At 60.1% G+C, this 20,489-nt stretch carries 22 protein-coding genes; 15 read left to right on the plus strand and 7 right to left on the minus strand.

Annotated features, from left to right (window positions below; translation table 11 throughout):
• The first annotated feature begins 64 nt into the window (after window positions 1-64).
• The gene (locus ACEVJK_RS02455; RefSeq protein WP_186852796.1) at window positions 65-235 is read left to right on the plus strand and encodes a hypothetical protein; all 171 of its coding nucleotides are present in this window, start codon (window positions 65-67) and stop codon (window positions 233-235) included.
• Between the two features lie 24 nt (window positions 236-259).
• On the opposite strand, the gene ACEVJK_RS02460 is transcribed toward ACEVJK_RS02455, so the two are convergent.
• Genes ACEVJK_RS02460 through ACEVJK_RS02475 form a run of 4 tightly spaced genes read right to left on the minus strand, consistent with a single transcriptional unit; the run spans window position 260 to window position 2,810 of the window.
• A complete protein-coding gene (locus tag ACEVJK_RS02460; RefSeq protein ID WP_374739895.1) occupies window positions 260-859 on the minus strand; it encodes a 5-formyltetrahydrofolate cyclo-ligase in 600 nt (199 codons plus the stop codon).
• Entirely contained in the window at window positions 840-1,388 is a 549-nt protein-coding gene (locus ACEVJK_RS02465; protein WP_374739896.1) for a DJ-1 family glyoxalase III, read from the minus strand. Before ACEVJK_RS02465 ends, ACEVJK_RS02460 begins: the two co-directional genes overlap by 20 nt.
• Before the next feature lie 16 nt (window positions 1,389-1,404).
• Window positions 1,405-2,073: a thymidylate kinase gene (locus ACEVJK_RS02470; protein ID WP_186852798.1), complete on the minus strand. Its 669-nt coding sequence runs from the start codon at window positions 2,071-2,073 to the stop codon at window positions 1,405-1,407.
• Entirely contained in the window at window positions 2,070-2,810 is a 741-nt protein-coding gene (locus ACEVJK_RS02475) for a WecB/TagA/CpsF family glycosyltransferase (protein ID WP_340405266.1), read from the minus strand. Before ACEVJK_RS02475 ends, ACEVJK_RS02470 begins: the two co-directional genes overlap by 4 nt.
• A gap of 212 nt (window positions 2,811-3,022) precedes the next feature.
• Between ACEVJK_RS02475 and ACEVJK_RS02480 the strand changes: the two genes are divergently transcribed.
• The 13 genes from ACEVJK_RS02480 to gltS all read left to right on the plus strand — a co-directional run bounded on the left by ACEVJK_RS02480 (window position 3,023) and on the right by gltS (window position 17,562).
• Window positions 3,023-4,006, plus strand: a complete 984-nt coding sequence (locus tag ACEVJK_RS02480; protein WP_147570838.1) for a pyruvate kinase — start codon at window positions 3,023-3,025, stop codon at window positions 4,004-4,006.
• A 2-nt stretch (window positions 4,007-4,008) separates the two neighbouring features.
• Complete coding sequence (locus tag ACEVJK_RS02485) at window positions 4,009-4,623, plus strand: NAD(P)H-dependent oxidoreductase (protein WP_340405268.1); 615 nt, start codon at window positions 4,009-4,011, stop codon at window positions 4,621-4,623.
• Between the two features lie 189 nt (window positions 4,624-4,812).
• Window positions 4,813-7,923, plus strand: coding sequence for an S-layer homology domain-containing protein (locus ACEVJK_RS02490; RefSeq protein WP_374739897.1), 3,111 nt, complete (start codon window positions 4,813-4,815; stop codon window positions 7,921-7,923).
• Between the two features lie 152 nt (window positions 7,924-8,075).
• The gene (gene polA / locus ACEVJK_RS02495) at window positions 8,076-10,766 is read left to right on the plus strand and encodes a DNA polymerase I (protein ID WP_374739898.1); all 2,691 of its coding nucleotides are present in this window, start codon (window positions 8,076-8,078) and stop codon (window positions 10,764-10,766) included.
• Window positions 10,767-11,031: 265 nt separating this feature from the next.
• Window positions 11,032-11,715 carry a CPBP family intramembrane glutamic endopeptidase gene (locus ACEVJK_RS02500; RefSeq protein WP_374739899.1) on the plus strand — a complete coding sequence of 228 codons (684 nt, stop codon included), beginning with the start codon at window positions 11,032-11,034 and terminating at the stop codon, window positions 11,713-11,715.
• Between the two features lie 130 nt (window positions 11,716-11,845).
• Window positions 11,846-12,307, plus strand: coding sequence for a hypothetical protein (locus tag ACEVJK_RS02505; protein WP_262669330.1), 462 nt, complete (start codon window positions 11,846-11,848; stop codon window positions 12,305-12,307).
• 44 nt (window positions 12,308-12,351) lie between these two features.
• Window positions 12,352-12,807, plus strand: coding sequence for a ribosomal protein S18-alanine N-acetyltransferase (gene rimI, locus ACEVJK_RS02510; RefSeq protein WP_374739900.1), 456 nt, complete (start codon window positions 12,352-12,354; stop codon window positions 12,805-12,807).
• Window positions 12,794-13,402: a GNAT family N-acetyltransferase gene (locus ACEVJK_RS02515; protein WP_374739901.1), complete on the plus strand. Its 609-nt coding sequence runs from the start codon at window positions 12,794-12,796 to the stop codon at window positions 13,400-13,402. The genes rimI and ACEVJK_RS02515 overlap by 14 nt, the downstream gene beginning before the upstream one ends.
• 131 nt (window positions 13,403-13,533) lie before the next feature.
• A complete protein-coding gene (gene tsaD / locus ACEVJK_RS02520; RefSeq protein ID WP_186852807.1) occupies window positions 13,534-14,544 on the plus strand; it encodes a tRNA (adenosine(37)-N6)-threonylcarbamoyltransferase complex transferase subunit TsaD in 1,011 nt (336 codons plus the stop codon).
• 455 nt (window positions 14,545-14,999) lie between these two features.
• Window positions 15,000-15,587, plus strand: coding sequence for a translation initiation factor IF-3 (gene infC / locus ACEVJK_RS02525; protein WP_262669332.1), 588 nt, complete (start codon window positions 15,000-15,002; stop codon window positions 15,585-15,587).
• A gap of 18 nt (window positions 15,588-15,605) precedes the next feature.
• Window positions 15,606-15,815, plus strand: coding sequence for a 50S ribosomal protein L35 (gene rpmI / locus ACEVJK_RS02530; RefSeq protein ID WP_050625289.1), 210 nt, complete (start codon window positions 15,606-15,608; stop codon window positions 15,813-15,815).
• Window positions 15,816-15,836: 21 nt separating this feature from the next.
• Window positions 15,837-16,193 (plus strand): 50S ribosomal protein L20, encoded by a 357-nt coding sequence (rplT, locus tag ACEVJK_RS02535; RefSeq protein WP_147561805.1) that lies wholly within the window; start codon window positions 15,837-15,839, stop codon window positions 16,191-16,193.
• A gap of 124 nt (window positions 16,194-16,317) precedes the next feature.
• Entirely contained in the window at window positions 16,318-17,562 is a 1,245-nt protein-coding gene (gene gltS, locus ACEVJK_RS02540) for a sodium/glutamate symporter (RefSeq protein ID WP_186852808.1), read from the plus strand.
• 93 nt (window positions 17,563-17,655) lie between these two features.
• Here the strand turns inward: gltS and ACEVJK_RS02545 are convergent, their stop codons facing one another.
• The 3 genes from ACEVJK_RS02545 to ACEVJK_RS02555 form a co-directional block, all read right to left on the minus strand.
• Window positions 17,656-18,222 (minus strand): epoxyqueuosine reductase QueH, encoded by a 567-nt coding sequence (locus ACEVJK_RS02545; protein ID WP_240286953.1) that lies wholly within the window; start codon window positions 18,220-18,222, stop codon window positions 17,656-17,658.
• Between the two features lie 10 nt (window positions 18,223-18,232).
• Window positions 18,233-18,733 carry an SLOG family protein gene (locus tag ACEVJK_RS02550; protein WP_147570848.1) on the minus strand — a complete coding sequence of 167 codons (501 nt, stop codon included), beginning with the start codon at window positions 18,731-18,733 and terminating at the stop codon, window positions 18,233-18,235.
• Between the two features lie 236 nt (window positions 18,734-18,969).
• Window positions 18,970-19,665 (minus strand): 4Fe-4S binding protein, encoded by a 696-nt coding sequence (locus ACEVJK_RS02555; protein WP_262669333.1) that lies wholly within the window; start codon window positions 19,663-19,665, stop codon window positions 18,970-18,972.
• 93 nt (window positions 19,666-19,758) lie between these two features.
• Here ACEVJK_RS02555 and ACEVJK_RS02560 point away from each other — a divergent pair, with 93 nt between their 5' ends.
• Window positions 19,759-20,418 (plus strand): Crp/Fnr family transcriptional regulator, encoded by a 660-nt coding sequence (locus tag ACEVJK_RS02560; protein WP_262669334.1) that lies wholly within the window; start codon window positions 19,759-19,761, stop codon window positions 20,416-20,418.
• Window positions 20,419-20,489 lie beyond the last annotated feature (71 nt).

The raw sequence follows: 20,489 nt of genomic DNA on the forward strand, positions 1-20,489 counted from the left end.
TAGAATAGTACAGAACGCACGGGACACACCGTCCCGGCGGGATTTTAGAGAGGTGTGAAAACATATGTGTTGTGGAAACAACGGCTGGGGCGGCAACGGCTGCCTGTGGATCATCCTGCTAATCATCATCCTGTTCGCCTGCGGCGGCTGGGGCGGCAACGGCTGCGGCTGCAACAACAGTTGCGGCTGTGGCTGCGACAACGGCTGCGGCAACGACAACTGCGGCTGCTGCTGAGTGGACCGGCAAAAGGGCGGGGGATCAACCCCCGCTTTTTGCCGAAGAAAGGTGGGACAGGCACTCCTCCTCGGTGACCACCAGGTCCACCGGGATATCATAAGGTCCCCTAGGCAAACGGTCCTGCAGGAGAGCGGCCCGGCACAGCCCCACCTTCCACCCGGAGCAGCCGGCCAGCCACCGGTCATAGTAGCCGCCGCCGAAGCCCAGGCGGTAGCCCTCCCGGTCATAGCACAGGCCGGGGACCAGGATCAGGTCGATGGCCGCCCGCTCCAGCAGAGGGGCCTGTTCGTCCGGCTCCAGAAGGCCAAAGGCCGCCGGCACCAGCGGGCGGTCCGAGGCATACCCACGGACCTCCATCCCCCTGCCGGGGAGCATCCGGGGCAGGCCCACCACCTTCCCCCGCTCCGCCAGCTGGCGGACCAGCTCTACAGTGTCCGGTTCCCGCTCTGGGATGCCCCAAAAGGCGAAGATCGTCTTTGCGCCCTCCACTTGGGGCAGAGATAGGAAGTGGGCAAAGAGGGCCCGGTCGCTCTCCCGCCGCTCTGACGAGGGCAAAGCCGCCAGCCAGCGGCGGACTGTTCGGCGCAGCGCCGCCTTCTCTTCAGTAACAGATGGAAGCACGGACTTCCTCCGCTCTCTCCCGGCCGGCCAGGTATTCCACCAGCGCCAGTCCGAAATCAAAGGCGGAGCCGGCCGCCTGCCCGGTAATCAGCTTGGCTGGGCCGTCCACCACCACGTGGGACGGGCTGTCAGCTGCCACAGCTCCGTTCATCTGTCCCTCCATGCCGGGATAGCAGACGGCCCGTCTGCCCTCCAGCAGCCCCCACCTGCCCAACAGCGTAGGGGCCGCACAGATGGCGGCCAGAGGGATCCCCCGCTTCGCCGCCTCCCGGACCAGCTTCTCCACAGTAGGTTCCTGGCCCAGCTTCTGTACTCCCACACCGCCGCCGGGCAAAACCAGCATGTCGGCCCGGTCCAGCTCCACCTGGTCCAAAGTCAGATCCGCTTTTATTGTGATCTGCCGGCCTCCGGCCACCATCGCTCCGTCTGTGGACACCAGGGCCGTTTCCACGCCTCCTCGGCGGAGCAGGTCGGCGGGGACCAGGGCCTCCGCCTCTTCAAAGCCGGGAGCGAGCAGGATATAGACCATATTAGAATACCTCCTTTTACAGTAAGGGGGTCACCAGGGACCAGATCTCCTGGTGTATCTCCTGGATGGAGCGGAGCTGCCCCTCCCTGTCTAAACAGGAGATCCGCTTCCAGCCCAGCTCCCCAATGGCCTGGTGGGCGCAGGCGCGGCAGGTGGCTAGATACTCCGTGTCCAGCTCATGGATGTCCGCCTTGGTATGGGTGGCCGACTCCCGGCCGCGCAGCAGCTCCACCGACTTTTCGGTAGGCATATCCAAATAGAGCACCAGGTCAGGCCGGGGCAGTCCCAGCTTGTCGTGTTCAAAATCGTCCAGCCAGCGGAGGAAGGCGGTCCGCTCCCCCTCTGGGCACTTGGCCCCCTGGTGGACCGCGTTGGAGGTGGTATACCGGTCGGTAAGGACCAGGCCCCCCCCGTCGTAGTATTCCCCCCACACCTTTTTTAAGGAGGCGTATCGGTCCACCGCGTAAAACGCGGAGGCGGCGTAGGGATTTACGTCCCCTGGATGGCTGCCGAACTCACCCCCTAGGTACATCCGGATCAGAGCGGAGGACGGCTCCTGGTACTGGGGAAATACCAGCTTTTTGTACTCTTGGCCCATGGCGTCCAGCCGCTGGCACAGCTGGCCGAACTGAGTGGACTTGCCAGAGCCGTCGGTCCCTTCAATGACGATCAGCCGGCCCCTCATGACTGGTCCCTCCTGCCCCTCAGGCGGGCGCCGGCGGACTTGACCAGCACAAGAGGCAGCTTGGCCATCCGCCCCGCCCGCTGGGGCTCCTTCTTCAGGCGGTAGGCCCACTCCAAACCCAGCTTCCGCCAGGATTCGGGCGCCCGCTCCACGTTGCCGGCAAAGACATCCAGGGCGCCCCCCAGGCCAATGGCCAGACGAGCACCTGTGTGCCTGCCCCACCGGGCCATCCACTTCTCCTGCTTGGGCGCGCCCAGGCAGACAAACAGCAAATCGGGCCGAGCGGCGGCCACCTCCAGCAGCACGGCCTCCTCGTCCTTAAAATAGCCGTCATGAGTGCCGCACAGGACGATATTAGGGTGTTGCTCCAGGATGCGGCGGCCGGCCTCTTGGGCCACGCCGGGCTTCGCCCCCAGCAGGTAGAGCCGACCCCCCATCTGGTCCAGCTTGGCCAGCATATCAGCGGCAAATTCGATACCGGGAACCCGCTCCTTCAGGGGTGTGCCCAGTATCTTGGCCGAATAGACCACACCAATGCCGTCTGGGATGACCAGGTCGGCACTGTTGAGCACCTGACGGAAGTCGGCGTCTTTTTCCGCCGCCAGGATAAATTCCGGATTGGGTGTCACCACATAGTGGAACTGGTCCTGCTCCAGCATGGCGGCGCCCAGCTGGGCAGCCTCCTGCCGGGACACGTCGTCAAACCGGACACCCAGAATATCTTTCTTCAAAGCCATCCCTCCCAGGGAACAGTAAAGCATTGCCCAATGGGCATATGCCAGGATTATAGTATTTTACCACGCTCTGGCAAAAAAGTCTATGAATTTTCCATGAAGGTTTGTCCAAGGCGGACATTGGAACACCTGCGCTTTCTTACCGTTGACTTTCCCCCGCTCTTTCCTCATAATAATAGATACCGTAAGGCATCACATACACGGGAGGTACCCTCATGGAATTTTATGGGACCTTAGGCGGGCTCTGCCGTGACCGGGCTCTGTTGGTCCGCCTGTTCCGAGCCGGGATGACTGGGGCCAGGCTCAACCTGTCCCACACCAGCCTGTCCCAATGCTCCGCTCTGCTAGAGGAGCATTTCTTTCCCGCGGCACGACAGGCCGGGGTGGACCGCCCCCATCTCATCATCGACCTGCAGGGGCCGGAGCTGCGGCTAGGCACACTCCCCATCCCCATCCCCATCAAGACCGGAGACGATATCCTGCTTGGCCAGGACGGCCTCCCTGTCCCCCAGGTAGTGGTGTCCAGCGCCAAGCCGGGGGACCAGATCTCCATTGACGACAGCGCCATTCTCCTAGAGGTGAAAAAGGCCAGCTCCTCTGTGCTGCTGTGCCGGGTGCTGCGGGGCGGCACTCTACACAGCAGGAAAAGCCTGGCTATTCTAGGAGTATACCCGGATACACCGGTCCTCACCCAGGAGGATCTGATGAATCTGGACCTGGCTGGACAGTTTGGAGTGACCCACATTCTTCAGCCCTTTGTCCGGGGACAGGAGGATATCCGGGCACTGCGCCAGGCCTTGGACCAGCGTGGGCTGGGCCGCATCCAAATCATGGCCAAAATAGAGAACCGCCAGGGTCTGGACCATCTGGAGGAGATCATCTCCGCCGCCGACCAGCTCTGCATCGCACGGGGCGACCTTGGAAACTCCATGCCCCTCTGGGAGCTGCCTGGGGTTCAGAAGGATATCGCCCGGCGGTGCGTGGCCGCGGGTCGTGACTTCTGCCTGGTCACCCAGCTATTGTGGTCCATGGAGCATCGTCCGGTGCCCACCCGGGCCGAGGTATGCGATATTTACAACGGCGTGCTGGACGGGGCCTCCTCTCTGATGCTCACCGGGGAAACCGCCGCGGGCCAGTACCCTGTCCGGGCGATGGAATATCTTGTCAAAACCGCCCATGAGGCGGAGAAAGGACTCTAAGCATGGAACGTCTGCTTTTTTTGGATGCCTGTGTACGGGGGCCTGAGCTGTCCCGCACCTGGCGGTTGTGCCAGCGTTTTTTGGAGGAATATACTACGCTACATCCCCAGGTGCAGGTCTGCCACAGAGATTTGAGAGAGTCTCTGCCCATCCTGACAGGGGAGCTGGCCCGCCAGCGTGACGGCTGGATCGCCCGCGGGGAAGATGATCCCCGACTGACCCCCGCCCGCGAGATCGCCTCGGCCGATTTGGTGGTCGTGGGCGCCCCTTACTGGGACCTCTCCTTTCCCGCCGTTTTGAAGGTCTATTTGGAGTGGTCCAGTGCGCTGGGCATCACTTTCCGCTATGACGAGGACGGGCAGCAGGTCGGACTGAGCCAGGCCCGCGCCCTGGTCTATCTCACCTCCGCCGGCGGCCCCGTAGAGGGGCAGAATTACGGCTTTGACTACCTAAAAGCCCTGGGCGCTATGTTTGGGATTCCCCACGCCTACTGTGTGGCCGCGGAGGGCCTGGATATCCAGGGAACCGACGTCCAGGCTGTCCTTCGCCGTGCCGGAGATAGGGCCGCTTCCCTGGCCCGCCAGCTGGCCCAGGAGCCGATGTGCCTTCATGGATAGTCCCCACCCCTCCTTTAGATTTGGAGCGCCATATGGCGCTCCAAAATTTTTTCTCATTTTCCCTTCTCTCTTCCTTTCTCCGCCGGATAGGGTACTGTAACCACGGGGCCCACCCACGAAGGCCGGTCCCTATCCCCCACCTTACCCGGCGGTTCAGCCGCCTGACTGTTCAGAAAGGATGACACGTATATGAAGCACAAGAGGTTTTTTCCCCGCCTGACCAGCCTGCTCTGCACTCTGGCCATGTCCCTGTCCCTTGTCCCTGCCGTCTCGGCCGCCAGCCAGCCGGAGCCCCTGATCTCCACCAACCGATATGGCTACTACAACGGTAACTGGGCCGTCCCCCGCTCCTCCTATCTATACCAGGATGGCCAGGACCTGGTTCGGGTGGAGTACCGGAAAGGCAGCCAGCTGGTGAATGGCCAGACTGGCCAGTTCCTGGAGTGGCTCACACCCACCACCCTAGTGGTAGAGACCTATGACAGCCACTTCCAGTTGAAGGAGACTAGAGAACTGGAAGTAGAGCTCCCAATCTGGGGCGGCTTCTTTGCCGGGGAGGACTACAACTTCGTGGTTTTCGGCCAGGAGAATCCCTCAGAGAGCGACAGCGCCGAGGTAGTCCGGGTGGTCAAATACTCCAAGAGCTGGGAGCGGCTGGACCAGGCCAGCCTAAGAGGGGCCAACACCACCATCCCCTTTGACGCCGGCGGCTTTACCTGCGCCGAGGACGGCGGCCTGCTGTACATCCGCACCAGCCACGAGATGTACACCAGCTCCGACGGTCTGAACCACCAGGCCAGCCTGTCCTTCACAGTCCGCCAGGAGGACATGACCATCTCCGACGTGGCCTCCGCTGTGTCCAATCCCGCCACGGGCTATGTATCCCACTCCTTCAACCAGCTGATGCTGGTGGACCAGGAGGGCAGGCTGGTCGCGCTGGACCACGGCGACGCCTATCCCCGTGGGGCGTCCCTGTACCGCTGTGACGGCCAAAGCGGGCGGCGGGGGACCCAGCTCCTAGTAGCCAGCTGGCCTGGTTCCATCGGCGCCAACGTGACCGGCGCCCAGGTCACCGGTCTGGCCGAGACCTCCACCGGCTACCTCACCGCGTACAGCTACACTGGGAAGGGCGCTTCCTCCAACCTGACCGCCGACGTGAAAAACATCTATCTGGCTTACACCAGCAAAGATGATTTCTCTCAAAGCGGCACCAGGACCCGCCAGATCACCTCTTACGCCAACGGCGGGAACATCTATGGTTCCCAGCCCGTCCTTGTCCCCACCAGCCTGGAGGATGGCTATATCATCTGGTCTATGGCGGAGAAGGCGGACAACGGCTACTACTACAACACCGATTCCATCGGCTATGCCCGCTACTCCGCCGAGGGCTCGGTGTCTGACCTCAGGACCGCCGAGGGCGTCATGGCCTCCGACTGCACCCCCATCGTCTACAACGGACAAGTGGTGTGGTACGCCACCGATGACTCCGTCCCCGTGTTCTATGTTCTAGACGAGGACGGTGTCACCGCTTACCCCACAGCGGGAGAGGAGTCTGAGCCGCCCGCGGAGCCTGAACAGCCGGAGCGGCCCAGCCGGCCCTCCGCCCTGTCCGATCCCCGCCAGGCAGCCACCATTCGGCAGGCTGTGGAGCAGGCCGATCTTCTCTCCCGCCGGATCGTACTGAGCAACCCCAGCCGTCTGGCTATCCGGGAGGACGGCTCCCTGTGGGGCGCAGGCCCCGGCTATCTCACCGAAGAGGAGAAGGCCCAGTACCCTGTCAAGCTCATGGATGGCGTGCGCCAGATCTGTTGCTCAGACAACGACCTGCTCCTGGCCGTAAAGGAGGACGACACTCTCTGGGCCTGGGGCTACTATGTGGGCTCCCTAGGGCTGCTGGACAGCTTTGACGCCTGGTCTGAAACTCCCATCAAGGTGGCGGACAATGTCCGATCTGTGGCCACCGGCAAATTCGGCGCCATGGTGGTGCGTACCGACGGCTCTCTGTGGTACTACGGCCTGGTGAGCGCGGGAGAGGACGGTTCGGGCACCGACTATGGCGCCGCCGACCCCGATTCCTACGGCCCCCACCATGTGATGGACAATGTGGTCATGGTGGATGCCGGCCTGTCCCGCTACGTGGCCCTGAAAGAGGATGGCTCCGTCTGGGTCTGGGGCGCCGACGGCTATGGCGGCGACGGCAAGATGATTCTCTACAACGGCGACGCTCCTCTGCCCCTGACCAAACTGCTGGACGGCATGATCTCCGTCGGTATGGAGGGGGAGAGCGGCTGGGCCATCGATCAGGAGGGCGGCCTGTGGACCTGGGGTGTCAATGACAACGGCGAGGTGGGCAACGGCATGGCCTATGACACCGTCACCCCTTGGAGCGAGGGAGTCGGGCAGTCCACGCCCGTCAAGATCATTGACCGGGATGTAATCTCCGCCGAGCGGGGCGCCGCCGTATTAAAAAGCGGTGATCTATACACCTGGGGCATTACCGAAGAGGGGGGCGACACGGTTTCCAGCTACGGCTTCCACGTCCAGAGCTTCCCCATCAAAACCGGGGAGGACACTGTTATCGCCAATACCGCTCTCTGCTCTGATGGCTCCCTCCACGCCCCAGATGGCGAGGTTCTCATTGACGGTATCTTTACCCCCAGCGGCCAGTCTGTCCAAGGGACGGTGGACCAGGAGAGGAAGCCCAGCGGCACCTCAACGCCCGGTCAAACAGAGCGGCCCGACCAAGGCGCCGCCCCCCACTTCTCCGACATCAAGGCGGGCCAGTGGTTCCAGCCCTACGTGGAGAAGGTAGTCCAAAACGGACTGATGACCGGCATGGGAGACGGGAGGTTCGAGCCCGGCGGCGACCTATCTATCGCCCAGACTCTGGTGCTGGCCTATCAGATCCACAGCCGTGAGAGCGGCGGCCCGCTTCCCCAGACCTCCGGCGGCTGGTATATGCCCTATTACCAGTACTGTCTGGACAACGGCATCCTCACCGCCCGTGACTTTCCTCAGTCCTGTCTGAACGACAAGGCCACACGGTATGATATGGTCGCCATTCTGGATCAGGCCATCCCCGATGACCAGATGGAGGCAATCAACACCGTCCGGGACGGCGATGTCCCCGACTTGGGGGAGGGGGATGAGCTGGGCGATGTGGTCTATCGGTGGTACCGGGCCGGTGTGCTCACTGGGGACGAGGAGGGCCGCTTCCACGGCGGCAGCGACATCACCCGGGCCGAGGTGTCGGTCATTCTCTGCCAGCTCGCCGGGCTGGTGGACCGGGCCAGGCTGTGAGCTCCTATCCCCACCGGCCCCCAGAGTCCGAAAAAACCTGGGTCCCATTTCGGGACCCAGGTTTTTTCCTTGCCCTTCTTGGGAAAGACTGTTATACTGTAAAATGTAATTTTATGTCCGGCCTTCTGCCGGAGTGAGAGGGAGCTCCCGCTATGAAAAAACTGATGGTCATTGACGGCAATTCCATCGTCAACCGGGCCTTCTACGGAGTCAGCCAGAACCTGACCACACGGGAAGGTCAGCCTACCAACGCCATCTTTGGCTTTTTGAACATTCTGAACAAGCTGCTGGACGACAGCCAGCCCGACGCTCTCTGCGTCACCTTTGACCGGGCCGCCCCCACCTTCCGCCACCTGGCCTACGAGGGATACAAAGCCACCCGCAAGGGGATGCCCGACGAGCTGGCCAGCCAGCTTCCCCTGCTCAAGCAGGTGCTGGGGGCCATGAACATCCCCATGTACGAGCTGGATGGCTGGGAGGCTGACGACCTGATCGGCACCATCTCCGTGAAGGACCGGGCGGCGGGCTGGGAGACCATCATCGTCACAGGAGACAAGGACTCCCTCCAACTAGTGACAGACACCACCACAGTGAAGCTGGTGTCCACCCGCATGGGCCGCACCGACACCCGTGACATGACCCCGGCCTCCTTTCGGGAGGAGTATGGCTTTGACCCCATCCACATTATCGACTTGAAAGCCCTGATGGGGGATGCCAGCGACAACATCCCCGGTGTCAAGGGGGTGGGTGAAAAGACCGCCATGGCCCTGGTGCAGCTGTACGGCTCTATTGACTGCCTGTATGACCATATGCCCGATATCTGTATGGCTCCGTCCACCCCCGCCAAGCCCGGCGTGGTAAAAAAGCTGGCCGAGGGCAAAGAGATGGCCCGCATGTCCTATGACCTGGCCACCATCCACACCGACGCCCCCATCGATTTCGACCCGGAGCGCAACCTGCGCCAGCCGCCGGACAACAACGCTCTGTACCAGCTGTTCCTGGATCTGGAATTCGCCAAGCTCATCGACAAGTACCACCTCGCCGCTCCCCAGGGGGAGGGAGAGGCCCAGAGCCAGCCGGGCGCGGAAGACTCCTGTACCACCGAGGTCGTCACCACACAGGTCCGGCTGAAGGAGCTGCTGGCCCTCTGGTCTACCAAGGACAGCGTGGATGTCCTGGCCCTGCCGGGGTTGGACGTAATATGTGTGGAGTGCCGGCTCAACGAGAAGGAGAACCACGCCGCCCTGTTCCTCGCAGACAAATTCCAGGGACACAACGAGTTTCTGCGGACTTTTTTCGCAGACCCGGACATTAAAAAGGTTACGCACGGGCTGAAGGGCCTGTGGCGCTCCCTGCTGGCTGAAGGGATCTCCCCCGCCGGCTTTGTCTTTGATACCGAGGTGGCCGCCTATCTCCTGGCCCCTACCGACGGCAGCTATGACCTGGAAAAGCTGGGGCTGACCTATTTCAGCTTTCAGCCCGCCAAGGCTGGCGACTATTTGGCCGAGGGAGCTTTCGGCCCCCTGGCTGATCCGGTGGGCCCCGCCGCCGCCCTCACCTCCCACTGCGCCCTCATCGGCGCCCTCCACGGGGTGTTGGAAAAGCGCCTGCGGGAGCTGGAGATGTGGGACCTGTATGAGACCATCGAGCTGCCCCTGTGCTCGGTGCTGGCTGAGATGGAGGCAGAGGGCTTTCTTATTGACCGGGGCGCCCTGGTGTCCTTTGGGGAGATGCTCACCCAGCGCATCGACCAGGCCCAGTCCCGCATCTACGAGCTGGCTGGGGAGGCCACCTTCAACATCAACTCCACCCAGCAGCTGGGCCATGTTTTATTTGAAACGCTGGGGCTCCCACCTGTGAAAAAGACCAAAACCGGCTGGTCCACCAATGCCGAGGTGCTGGACAAGCTGCGGGGCCAGCACCCCATCATTGACGAGATTCTGGAGTACCGCCAGCTCACCAAGCTGAAGTCCACCTATGTGGACGGTCTGTCCAAGGTCATCGGTCCTGACGGGCGGCTCCGCACCTCTTTCCAGAATACGGTGACCGCCACTGGGCGGCTGTCCTCCACTGAACCCAACCTTCAGAACATTCCCGTCCGCACCCAGTTGGGGGCCGAGCTGCGCAAGATGTTCGCGGCCCCGGCCGGCCGTGTGCTGGTGGATGCGGATTATTCCCAAATCGAGCTGAGGCTCCTGGCCCATATGGCCGGCGATCCGGCTATGATCGACGGCTTTAAGAGCGGAGCCGACATCCACACCATCACCGCCTCCCAGGTCTTTGGTGTCCGGCCCGAGGAGGTCACCCCCTCCATGCGCCGCTCGGCCAAGGCGGTGAATTTCGGCATCGTGTACGGCATCTCTCCCTTCTCGCTGTCCCAGGACATCGGCGTATCTGTCCAGGAGGCCAAGGAGTATATGGACAAGTATTTCGCCCATTACTCCGGTGTCCGGGCCTATATGGACGGCGTAGTGGAGCAGGCCAAACAGACCGGCTTCGTGGCCACCCTCTTTGGTCGACGCCGCTGGGTGCCGGAGCTGAAATCTTCCAACTTCAACACCCGGTCCTTTGGGGAGCGGGTAGCCCTTAACGCCCCCATCCAGGGCACCGCCGCCGACATCATCAAGCTGGCCATGATCCGGGTGCGGGACCGGCTTCGCGCCGAGGGGCTGAAGGGACGCCTGGTCCTCCAGGTCCACGACGAGCTGATCGTGGAGTGTCCGGCGGAGGAGGCGGATAGAATCTGCAGCCTGGTGGAGGAGGAGATGGAGGGCGTGGCTGCTCTGTCCGTCCCTCTGCTGGCCGAGACTCACGCTGGAAAGAGCTGGGCGGACGCCCATTAGCCCGCCGCGCTGGCCCGGACCGCATCCTCTTGTCCTTTCGGAATACTTCACCTTGAACCTGCTTGGTTAGGAACGTCCAATGGGCATTCCTCCCCCCGCATCTCCGCCACCTATCCCTCGAAAGTGACCGACTGTCCTGGTTTTGTTGTCAAATCGGCAGGAATCTGATACACTGACAACAGAATAGCAGGGAGGTATCCTCCATGGATCGTACCGTCTATACCACTGCTCGACTTGTCAAGTGGGCGCTGCTGGGGGTGTCAGGATGAGTGGGACCGACCGCCGCCCAGTTCTGACGACCTTGTTGACCGTTCTGGGCTGTCTAGCTATGCTTTGGGTGGAGTGGGTGCTGTCCCCCGTCTACCCGGTAAAGTCGTCGGCTAAGGCGCTGGTCTTTCTGGGCTGCGCCGCCGCCTATGTGCTGGCCTCCGGCGACCGGACGATCCTCCGGTCCTTCGGCCGGCCCGAACAGGGGGCGATGAGGCTGCCCCTGCTGCTGGGGGGCGGAGTATTCCTCCTGCTGCTGGGCGGGTACACGCTGCTCTCTCCCTGGCTGGATTTGTCCGCCATCTCCGGCAATTTACAGGCCAAGGAGGGCTTCACCGCCGCTACTTTTCCACTGGCGGCCCTCTATATCATCTTTGGTAACTCCATGCTGGAGGAGCTCTTTTTCCGGGGCTTTGCCTTTCTTGCCCTGTACCGATCCGGTTACAAAAAGCTGGCCTGGACCTTTTCCGCCATAGCTTTTGCCCTGTACCATGTGTCCATCATGGACGGCTGGTTCCACCCGGCCCTGCTGGTCCTGCTTACCTCTGGGCTGGCCTGCGCCGGGCTTCTGTTCAACGCTCTGGACGCAAAAAGCCAGACCATATGGCCCGGCTGGCTGGTCCACATGGGGGCCAACCTGGCCATCAACACCATCGCCCTTCACCTGTGGGGGATCATTTGACGAAAGGAGAGTGTCCTGCGCCCTCTGTCTGCTGGCCTTGGTATCCCATCTGGCTGATGAAACAACAAGTGGGTCTATGCGGTTCCCACCGCGTCTGAACTGTAAATCCGCTTTGCAAGGAGGCTCCCTTATGACATTCTGGACTGTCTTAACTGTTTTTCTCCTCTTCCCCCTGCTGATGCTTACCCTTGTATTTTTCTTCCGCCCCGCCTGGCTCCCCCTGGTCATCCCCATGAGTACGCTCTCTGCCCTGGCGCTATGCTGGGGTAAGTTCTGCTACTTTGAATGGCGGCCTCCCCTTATGGTCCTTCTCTCCATGCAGATGCTGGCTGTCACTCTGCTGGTTTTGGTTCTGGCGGCGGTGCGGAAAACACCCCGTTACGGAGCCTTCTTCCTGGAGAGCCTCACCGCCCTGCTGTTCACTGCCATGTGCGTCTGCGTCCTCTACGGGTACATAGAGCTGGAATGGCTCGCCAAATTCTATCCCTCCTGTCCCCCGCCTCAGGCGGCCCTTCTCCTCCTGTTCCCCTTCGGAACTGGGATTCTCCTATCCATCTGGGGCGTTCGGAAACTGCGCGGGCCGAACAAATAACCGGCAGACCCAACCTTTACCCTATCACATAAGGAGTCAATACAATGTACTACGAGATTGTCCCCATGGACCGAAGCCACATAGACCAGATTGCCGCCCTGGAGCGGGAATGTTTCTCCACGCCCTGGAGCGAGACCATGCTCTCTGACGCCCTTTTCGACCCCCAGGCCAGCTTTATCGTGGCCGACGACGGGGAAGGCAATATTCTGGGCTACGCTGGCTTACATGTGGTGTTGGACGAGGGCTACATCGACAATATCGCCGTCCACCCCGACGCCCGGCGGCATGGAGTGGCCTCCGCCCTGCTGGATGTGTACTGCTGCTTCGGCGCCGCCAATCTGGCCTTCCTCACTCTGGAGGTACGGGTATCCAACACTGCCGCCATCGGCCTATATGAAAAGTATGGCTTCCACCAGGCTGGCCTGCGGCCGGGATACTACCAAAATCCGCGGGAGGACGCCTTAATTATGACACGGGAGTTTGAACATGAAGCTGATTGAATTGACCGCGGAGCAGTTGTCCGCCCTGTATGAGAGCGAGCTGAAAGCCGCTTTCCCGCCCCAGGAGCTGAAGCCCCTAAAGGCCATACTGAACCTGATGGCTGAGAAGAAGTATCAGGCCCTTGGCCTGTATGATGGAGATGAACTGGTGGGCTATGCCCTGCTGTGGTTGGAGCCCGGCATTCCCTTTGCCCTGCTGGACTATCTGGGAACCATCGAAGGCAGGCGCAGTCAGGGGCTGGGGACCATTATGCTGGACCTGTTGGCCGGCTACTACAAGGATTACCGGGGCATCTTCGGCGAGGCGGAGGCACCAGAGGGCGGCAGTCCCGAGGGGGAGGAGCTGCGCCGGCGCCGGCTCGGCTTCTATCTGCGCAACGGGTTCCGATACGGCGGCTATGACTGCGCCCTCTTTGGTGTCCACTACCAGACCCTGATCCGAGGCCGTGAGGACGTCACTCCGGGTGAGCTGCTGGCCGTCCACCAGAAAATTTACAGTGGACATATGCCCAAACAGGTATACGACCGTTTCATCCAGATCCCCCTGCTCCCTGGGCAGCGGCCCAACTCCATGGGAGACTGGGTGGAGGAATGAGGGGCGCCCCTCCCCGTCTGCATGGTCATCTCTATTCCTGGCAAGCCCTGCGTCTCCCTCAGCCGCCAGCGCGCACTTCCTTCGTAGCGGTGTCCGCTGGTTCCCTCGATCAGAAAGTAGGTATTGATACGATGAATATTCTTGCCATTGAATCCTCCTGTGACGACACCGCCGCCGCCGTTGTCAAGGACGGTCGGACGGTGCTGTCTAGCTGCGTGTCCTCCCAAATTGAGATGCATACCATCTATGGCGGCGTGGTACCGGAGCTGGCCTCCCGCAAGCATATCGAGGCCATATCCGGTCTAGCCGACAAAGCTCTGGCTGACGCCGAGCTCTCCCGCGCCGATCTAGACGCCGTAGCGGTTACCTATGCCCCCGGCCTCATCGGCGCTGTGCTGGTAGGGGTCAACTTCGCCAAAGGGGCAGCCATGGCTCTGGACCTGCCCCTCATCCCGGTCCACCATGTCCGGGGCCACATCGCGGCCAATTATATCACCCACCCGGACCTGGAGCCCCCCTTCGTCTGCCTGTGTGTATCCGGCGGCACCACAGCCATCGTGGATGTGCGGTCCTATACAGAGATGGAGATCATGGGTTCCACCCGGGACGATGCCGCCGGCGAGTGTTTTGACAAGGTGGCGCGGGTGCTCGGCATCGGCTATCCTGGCGGCGCTCCCATGGACCGGCTGGCCCAGGGGGGCGATGACCTGCGGTATGAGCTCCCCCTGGCCCATGTGACCGGGCATGAGCTGGATATGTCTTTCTCCGGCCTCAAAACAGCCAGCCTGAATCTGATCCACAACGCCCAGCAGAAAGGGGAACCCCTGGACCTGCCCTCTTTCGCCGCCAGCTTTGGCCGGGCGGTGAGCCAGTCCCTGGTCCCCCGTGCTATGGCCGCAGCCAAGGCAAAGGGCTATGGCAAGGTGGCGGTGGCCGGCGGCGTGGCGGCCAACAGCCGCATCCGGGCCGATCTCCAGGCCGCCTGTGCCCAGAGCGGGGATCAGCTCTACCTCCCCGAACTGCGCTACTGCGGCGACAACGCCGCTATGGTCGGCTGTCAGGGGTACTATGAGTGGCAGGCTGGCCACACAGCCGGTTGGGAGCTAAATGCTTACGCCACCCGGGATATCTCTCTGGGATAAGCCCACTGTTTCCCGCCTGGCGGAACAGTGGGCGGCTCTCCCTGTGCTCCGTCTGTAGTATTACAGTCTGGATACCTCCCCTCTCAATTTTGCGTTATGTCACCCATAATTTTTGGGTTCTTTACATTTTTTCCCTATTTCTAATTGTAAGAAATCCACAGCCGCCCGAATCATGGCGCTTTGAGCCGCCCCTTTTGTGGAAAACCATGTGGAAAGTGTGAATAACTTTTTGTACTTACTTTTTACAATTCCGATTATGTAAATCTTTTATACCTGTACACAGGTCTCTGGCGGCGGCCATACAAAATTTTTCGTTCCTCCTATTGACATTAGCTGGACGTGGTGGTAGAATATTGCGGTACAATAAAGTAGGTACGGTTCCCCGTCCTCACCCCAGGCCAGCGCCAAAGGGTCAACATGGAAGATCAGCACTGGATGTCCAGTGGTGTTTTGCTATGATACGGGGGCCATATCGGCTATCCGTATTTTATTTTGTCTGGAGGTGCTTTCCCATCGCTAACACAGGTCATCAAACCAATGACGAGATCCGCGACAAGGAAGTTCGACTGATCGACCAGGCCGGCGAACAGTTGGGCATCATGTCTTCCCAGGAGGCGCTTCGCCTAGCGGAAGAACAGAACCTGGATCTGGTTAAGATCTCCCCCAACGCCGTTCCCCCTGTGTGCAAAATCATGGACTACGGCAAATATCGGTTCGAACAGACCAAGCGCGAGAAGGAAGCCCGCAAGAATCAGCGCGTGGTGGAGATCAAAGAGATCCGGATGTCCCCCAGTATTGATCTCAATGACTTCAACGTTAAGCTGAGGAACGCCCAAAAGTTTTTATCTGAGGGCAACCGCTGCAAGGTCACAGTCCGCTTCCGCGGCCGTGAGATGGCTCATACCAATATCGGTCAGGATCTGCTGCTCAAGTTCGCGGAGGAGTGCGGCGAGCTGGCTGTTATGGATAAGAGCCCCAAGCTGGAGGGACGTCATATGTCCATCTTCCTATCCCCCAAGCCTGCCAAAGACGCCAAAAAGTAAGTAAAGGAGTTTTCTGTTATGCCGAAGATCAAGATCAAGACTCACAGCGGCGCCAAAAAGCGCTTCTCTCTCACCAAGACCGGCAAGGTCAAGCGCGCCATGACCAAGAAGCGTCACCTGCTCAACGGCCACGGCAAGACCACCAAGCTGAAGCGGGCTCTGCGCGGCACCACCTATGCCGACAAGACCAATGAGGCCGCGATCAAGCGCATGATCCTGTACAAGTAAGACAGAGGGAGGTAACGAACAATGGCAAGAGTGAAAGGCGCGATGATGACGCGCAAGAGAAGAAATAAGATCCTCAAGCTGGCCAAGGGCTACTGGGGTTCCAAGTCCAAGCATTATAAGATGGCCAACCAGGCTGTCATGAAGTCCGGTGTGTACGCCTATACCGGCCGCAAGCTGAAGAAGCGCGACTTCCGTCAGCTTTGGATCACCCGGATCAATGCCGCCTGCAAGCTGAACGGCATGAACTACTCCACCTTCATGAACGGCCTGAAGAAGTCCGGCATCGTCATCAACCGCAAGATGCTGGCCGAGCTGGCAGTCAACGATAAGGCAGCTTTCGTCCAACTGACGGAAACCGCCAAGAAGGCTCTGGCCTAATTCTGTGAAATTGCGCTCCGGTACTGGATTTCAGCACCGGAGCTTTTTTCTGGCACATCTGATTATTCCCGGCGGCTGATTTTCTCCCTTTCCACAGCCGACCCAATCAAAAAGGAGGACACCTATGCCCACATTCACCTTAGATATCTACCAGACTGCAGGCATTGCCATGCTCCTGTTCGTACTGGGCCGATTTCTCACCGAGCGCGTCGAGTTCCTGAGAAAATGCTGTATCCCCGCCCCTGTGGTGGGGGGCCTGATCTTCGCCCTCGTTCATCTGGGACTCTATATGAGCGGTGTACTGGCCCTATCCTTTGATGAGAACATCAAAAACTTCTTTATGACCCTGTTCTTTACCAGCGTAGGCTATACCGCCTGCTTCCGGCTGTTGAAAAAGGGGGGTAAAAAGGTATTTACCTTCCTGTTTGTCGCTATCTTAATGGTTATCCTGCAAAATTTGGCCAGCTCTGTGCTGTCCGTCCTGCTTGGCTGGGATCCCCGTCTCGGCCTGTGCACCGGCTCCATCCCCATGGTAGGGGGCCACGGTACCGCGGGCTCCTACGGCCCCGAACTGGAAAAGATGGGTCTGGCCGGCGCTGAGGTGCTGGCTATGGCCGCCGCCACCTTTGGTCTTGTCGCCGGCTCCCTGATGGGCGGCCCTACCGCCCGCAGCCTTATCAACAAATATGGTCTGCGCTCCAACGAGACCACCGAGTCCGTCATTGAAGCCGCTGACGAGACTCCTGAAGAGAAGGAGCGGGCGGAGCGCATGGACTATACGGCCTTTACCAACGCCGCCATCCTGCTCATCGTCGCATCTGGCCTGGGCACTCTGCTGACCATGGCCTTCAATAGCGTGCAGATCACCATTGCCGGCACGGTCATCAAGTTCACCTTCCCCACCTATATCGGCTCCATGGTCATCGCCGCTGTCATCCGCAATTTCTGTGATGTCAAACGCATTATTCTCCCCGCCAAGGCCATCGATACCTGGGGTAATGTGTCCCTCTCTATCTTCCTGGCCATCGCCCTTATGTCCCTAAAGCTCTGGGAACTGGCCGAACTGGCTACGGACATGGTCATTCTACTGGCCGCCCAGGTAATACTCATGTTCCTCTTCGCCCGGTTCGTGGTGTTCCGGCTCATGGGCCGGGACTATGAGGCGGCAGTCATGACCTCCGCCTTCTGCGGATTTGGTATGGGCGCCACGCCCAACGCCATGGCCAATATGCAGGCCATCACCAAAAATTACGGCCCTGCTCCCCAGGCTTTCTTTATCGTACCGCTGGTCGGCTCGCTGTTCATTGATTTCTGCAACGGAATTATTATTACCCTGTTTCTGAATGTACTGCCGTTGATCTTCGGCTGATAAAAAGCCCGCGCCCTGCTCCCCTGATGAGCAGGGCGCTTTTTTACGATCTTATCAGGTCTTTGTCCCCTTCTTCACTATTTATACAGAGGCTCACAGTCCTCTAGACGACTCCTTTTTCTTCCGCTTGGCCGCCATATAGCGGTCCTCCTCACTGAAGATGCAGCCGCAATATTTCTGCATATAGAAGCCGTGCTCCCGGGCAAAGGCCTGGCCCGCCTGAAACAGTGGCCTGAAATCCCGGTACAGGAAGTCCACCCCGTACTTCTGCCCCATCTCACGGGCAATGGCGGCGATGGCATCATGGTTCTGATAGGGGGAAATGAGCAGCGAGGTGGTAAAGCTGTCATAGCCATGCTCCGCGGCGTATCGGGCTGTCTCCTCCATTCGGACCCGGTAGCAGTAGGGACAGCGCCCGTCAATATTTCCAGCCACAGCGGTGACGAACGGCCGCAGATCATAGGTGCCGCCGATGACCAATTTCATGCCGATCTCCCTTGCGTAGTCCTCTAAGGTGCGCTTCCGGGCCTGATATTCCGTATAGGGGTGAATGTTGGGGTTAAACCAGAAGCCGGTGACCGACAGCCCCTCCTCCCGCAGTTGAGCGATAGGCTGGTTGGCGCAGGGGGCACAGCACATATGCATCAGGGTATTATCCATCACACGCACCTCAAATCTCCAAAATATCTAATTCCAGGCCCTGCCGCATGGCATAGGCCAAGGTCTGGGCCGTCCCGCCTCTGGGTTCACCGTCATAGACGGCGATAATCCGGCAGGCCCGATCCACCATGTACCGGTTCCGCCTTGCCATGCAGCCCCGGTCATAGTGATGCTGGACCAGAGTCTCATAGTCGCACTGGTCCAGGATAGCCTGATAGCGGAGCCGCTCCTCCCGGGGCCAGCGGTCCGCTTGGCTCTCACAGGGCCGCGCCCCCTCCAGCGTCACCTGCGGAAAGCACGCCCGCAAGGCCAACACAGCCTCGGCAAAATACAGGTCCGCCCCCCGTGCCATTCCACAGATAAAATGGCGGCAGCCACTCTGATAGGCCCGCTCCAGGGCCTGTCCCAACCGCTCCTTCAGCCGTGTGCATCTGGGGTCCCGCTCATCCGTTCCCCAAGGAAGTTTGTCGGGCCGGTGCCCGGTAAAGCAGCAGGTATTTGCCTGTTCCAAAACACAGCGCCCCTTCTTTTGTGTTGGTTTCTATTCTATAACAGGACATAGTCTAAGTCAATGTTTATGGAAAATTTGTTCGATTGAGTGGACAGCCAATCGATTCTCTGTATCCATATCCTGCCACGGGTGTACCTGGTGGAGCCCTGTTTCCTCTCCTCTATCTCCGCAATCCCGCTGCTCGGTGAACTTGGGCGTCAAGAACAGAATGGACGGCCAAAGACCGTCCATTCCTTTTACTCCAATATCCTACCATCCACTGAAATGGTCACCACCTGCCAGGGGATAAACTTCCCGCTGTCCCGCAGGGCCTTCTCCGCCGCAATTTGTAGGCCGCCGCAGCAGGGGACCTCCATCCGCGCAATGGTCACGCTCTTGATATTATTTTGACGGATGATTTCTGTCAGCTTTTCACTGTAATCAACCCCGTCCAACTTGGGGCAGCCCACCAATGTCACTTTGCCCCGGATAAAATCCTGATGGAAGTTTCCATAGGCAAAGGCGGTGCAGTCGGCGGCAATCAGCAGGTTCGCGCCGTCAAAGTAGGGCGCCGTAAGGGGAGCCAGCTTGATCTGGACAGGCCACTGGCGCAGTTGGGATGAGACTGGACCGGTCGCGGCGGCTTCCTGCTCCTGACGCCGTCCCAGTGTCTGGATACGGCTGCCAGGGCAGCCCTGGCCTTCTCCATTCTCCCGCTCCCTCTTTTGGGCCTGGACCGCCGCCTCATCATAGGGAGCCGCCTCCCGCTCCACAAAGGTGATGGCCCCGGTAGGACAGGTGGGTAAACAGTCCCCCAGGCCGTCACAGTAGTCATCACGAAGCAGGAGCGCCTTGCCCTCCACCATGCCGATGGCCCCCTCATGACAGGCCTGGGAACACAGGCCGCAGCCGTTACACTTCTCTCGGTTGATCTCAATGATTCTACGAATCATGTCATTTTCCGCCTTTCCTTGACTTGGATGGGCTAAGTATAGTACCATTGATCCACAGAGTACGTTGTTATAACAACATTTTAGGAGAAAGATATGGACTATCAATTTTTGGCTGGTATTCTCCTGTTCCAAGGGCTCTCCCCGGACGTTCTTCCGGATCTTCTGGCCGGTCTGGGAGCCGGGACTCGTTTCTATCCCCGTGGGGAGGCCGTCCTCCGCACCGGCGACCGGACCGGGCGGCTGGGTCTGGTGCTCTCCGGGGGCGTCAACATTGAGAATCACGACGCCTGGGGAAACCGGACCATCTTGGACCATGTTGCCCCCGGCCAGGTCTTTGCGGAGACCTACGCCTGTGTCCCCGGGGAACCACTGATGGTTGACGTTGCGGCCGTCCAGGACACAGAGGTCCTGTTCCTGGATATGGGCCTGCTCTTGTCCGGCGAGGGACCCCACCATGGAACTCTCTTGCGCAATCTTCTGACCATTACGGCCAGAAAAAACCTGGCCCTCTCTCGGCGCATCTTCTACACCTCCTCCAAGACCATCCGGGGCAGGCTGCTCTCCTATCTGTCCGACCAGGCGGTGCTCCAGAACAGCCCCTCCTTTTCTATCCCCTTTGACCGCCAGCAGCTGGCTGATTATCTGGGCGTGGACCGGAGTGCCCTGTCCAATGAGCTGGGCAAAATGAGGCGGGATGGGCTGCTGTCCGCCAGGAAAAGCCACTTTCGCCTCAATGTGAGCCAGATGCCCTGATCTACACAGGATTTACAATTTAATTACAATTCATTTTCTTTGGTTGACAATGTAGACCAGTTGTGTTATGT

It is taken from the genome of Flintibacter sp. P01028, from assembly GCF_041925235.1.
GTDB classification, from domain to species: Bacteria; Bacillota; Clostridia; order Oscillospirales; family Oscillospiraceae; genus Lawsonibacter; species Lawsonibacter aceti.

What these genes read in the sequence shown, in the direction of transcription:
- ACEVJK_RS02455 (WP_186852796.1), top strand. Translation starts at nt 65, where the DNA reads ATGTGTTGTGGAAACAACGGCTGGGGCGGCAACGGCTGCCTGTGGATC.
- ACEVJK_RS02465 (WP_374739896.1), bottom strand. Translation starts at nt 1,388, where the DNA reads ATGGTCTATATCCTGCTCGCTCCCGGCTTTGAAGAGGCGGAGGCCCTG.
- ACEVJK_RS02470 (WP_186852798.1), bottom strand. Translation starts at nt 2,073, where the DNA reads ATGAGGGGCCGGCTGATCGTCATTGAAGGGACCGACGGCTCTGGCAAG.
- ACEVJK_RS02475 (WP_340405266.1), bottom strand. Translation starts at nt 2,810, where the DNA reads ATGGCTTTGAAGAAAGATATTCTGGGTGTCCGGTTTGACGACGTGTCC.
- ACEVJK_RS02480 (WP_147570838.1), top strand. Translation starts at nt 3,023, where the DNA reads ATGGAATTTTATGGGACCTTAGGCGGGCTCTGCCGTGACCGGGCTCTG.
- ACEVJK_RS02485 (WP_340405268.1), top strand. Translation starts at nt 4,009, where the DNA reads ATGGAACGTCTGCTTTTTTTGGATGCCTGTGTACGGGGGCCTGAGCTG.
- ACEVJK_RS02490 (WP_374739897.1), top strand. Translation starts at nt 4,813, where the DNA reads ATGAAGCACAAGAGGTTTTTTCCCCGCCTGACCAGCCTGCTCTGCACT.
- polA (WP_374739898.1), top strand. Translation starts at nt 8,076, where the DNA reads ATGAAAAAACTGATGGTCATTGACGGCAATTCCATCGTCAACCGGGCC.
- ACEVJK_RS02500 (WP_374739899.1), top strand. Translation starts at nt 11,032, where the DNA reads ATGAGTGGGACCGACCGCCGCCCAGTTCTGACGACCTTGTTGACCGTT.
- ACEVJK_RS02505 (WP_262669330.1), top strand. Translation starts at nt 11,846, where the DNA reads ATGACATTCTGGACTGTCTTAACTGTTTTTCTCCTCTTCCCCCTGCTG.
- rimI (WP_374739900.1), top strand. Translation starts at nt 12,352, where the DNA reads ATGTACTACGAGATTGTCCCCATGGACCGAAGCCACATAGACCAGATT.
- ACEVJK_RS02515 (WP_374739901.1), top strand. Translation starts at nt 12,794, where the DNA reads ATGAAGCTGATTGAATTGACCGCGGAGCAGTTGTCCGCCCTGTATGAG.
- tsaD (WP_186852807.1), top strand. Translation starts at nt 13,534, where the DNA reads ATGAATATTCTTGCCATTGAATCCTCCTGTGACGACACCGCCGCCGCC.
- infC (WP_262669332.1), top strand. Translation starts at nt 15,000, where the DNA reads ATGATACGGGGGCCATATCGGCTATCCGTATTTTATTTTGTCTGGAGG.
- rpmI (WP_050625289.1), top strand. Translation starts at nt 15,606, where the DNA reads ATGCCGAAGATCAAGATCAAGACTCACAGCGGCGCCAAAAAGCGCTTC.
- rplT (WP_147561805.1), top strand. Translation starts at nt 15,837, where the DNA reads ATGGCAAGAGTGAAAGGCGCGATGATGACGCGCAAGAGAAGAAATAAG.
- gltS (WP_186852808.1), top strand. Translation starts at nt 16,318, where the DNA reads ATGCCCACATTCACCTTAGATATCTACCAGACTGCAGGCATTGCCATG.
- ACEVJK_RS02545 (WP_240286953.1), bottom strand. Translation starts at nt 18,222, where the DNA reads ATGGATAATACCCTGATGCATATGTGCTGTGCCCCCTGCGCCAACCAG.
- ACEVJK_RS02555 (WP_262669333.1), bottom strand. Translation starts at nt 19,665, where the DNA reads ATGATTCGTAGAATCATTGAGATCAACCGAGAGAAGTGTAACGGCTGC.
- ACEVJK_RS02560 (WP_262669334.1), top strand. Translation starts at nt 19,759, where the DNA reads ATGGACTATCAATTTTTGGCTGGTATTCTCCTGTTCCAAGGGCTCTCC.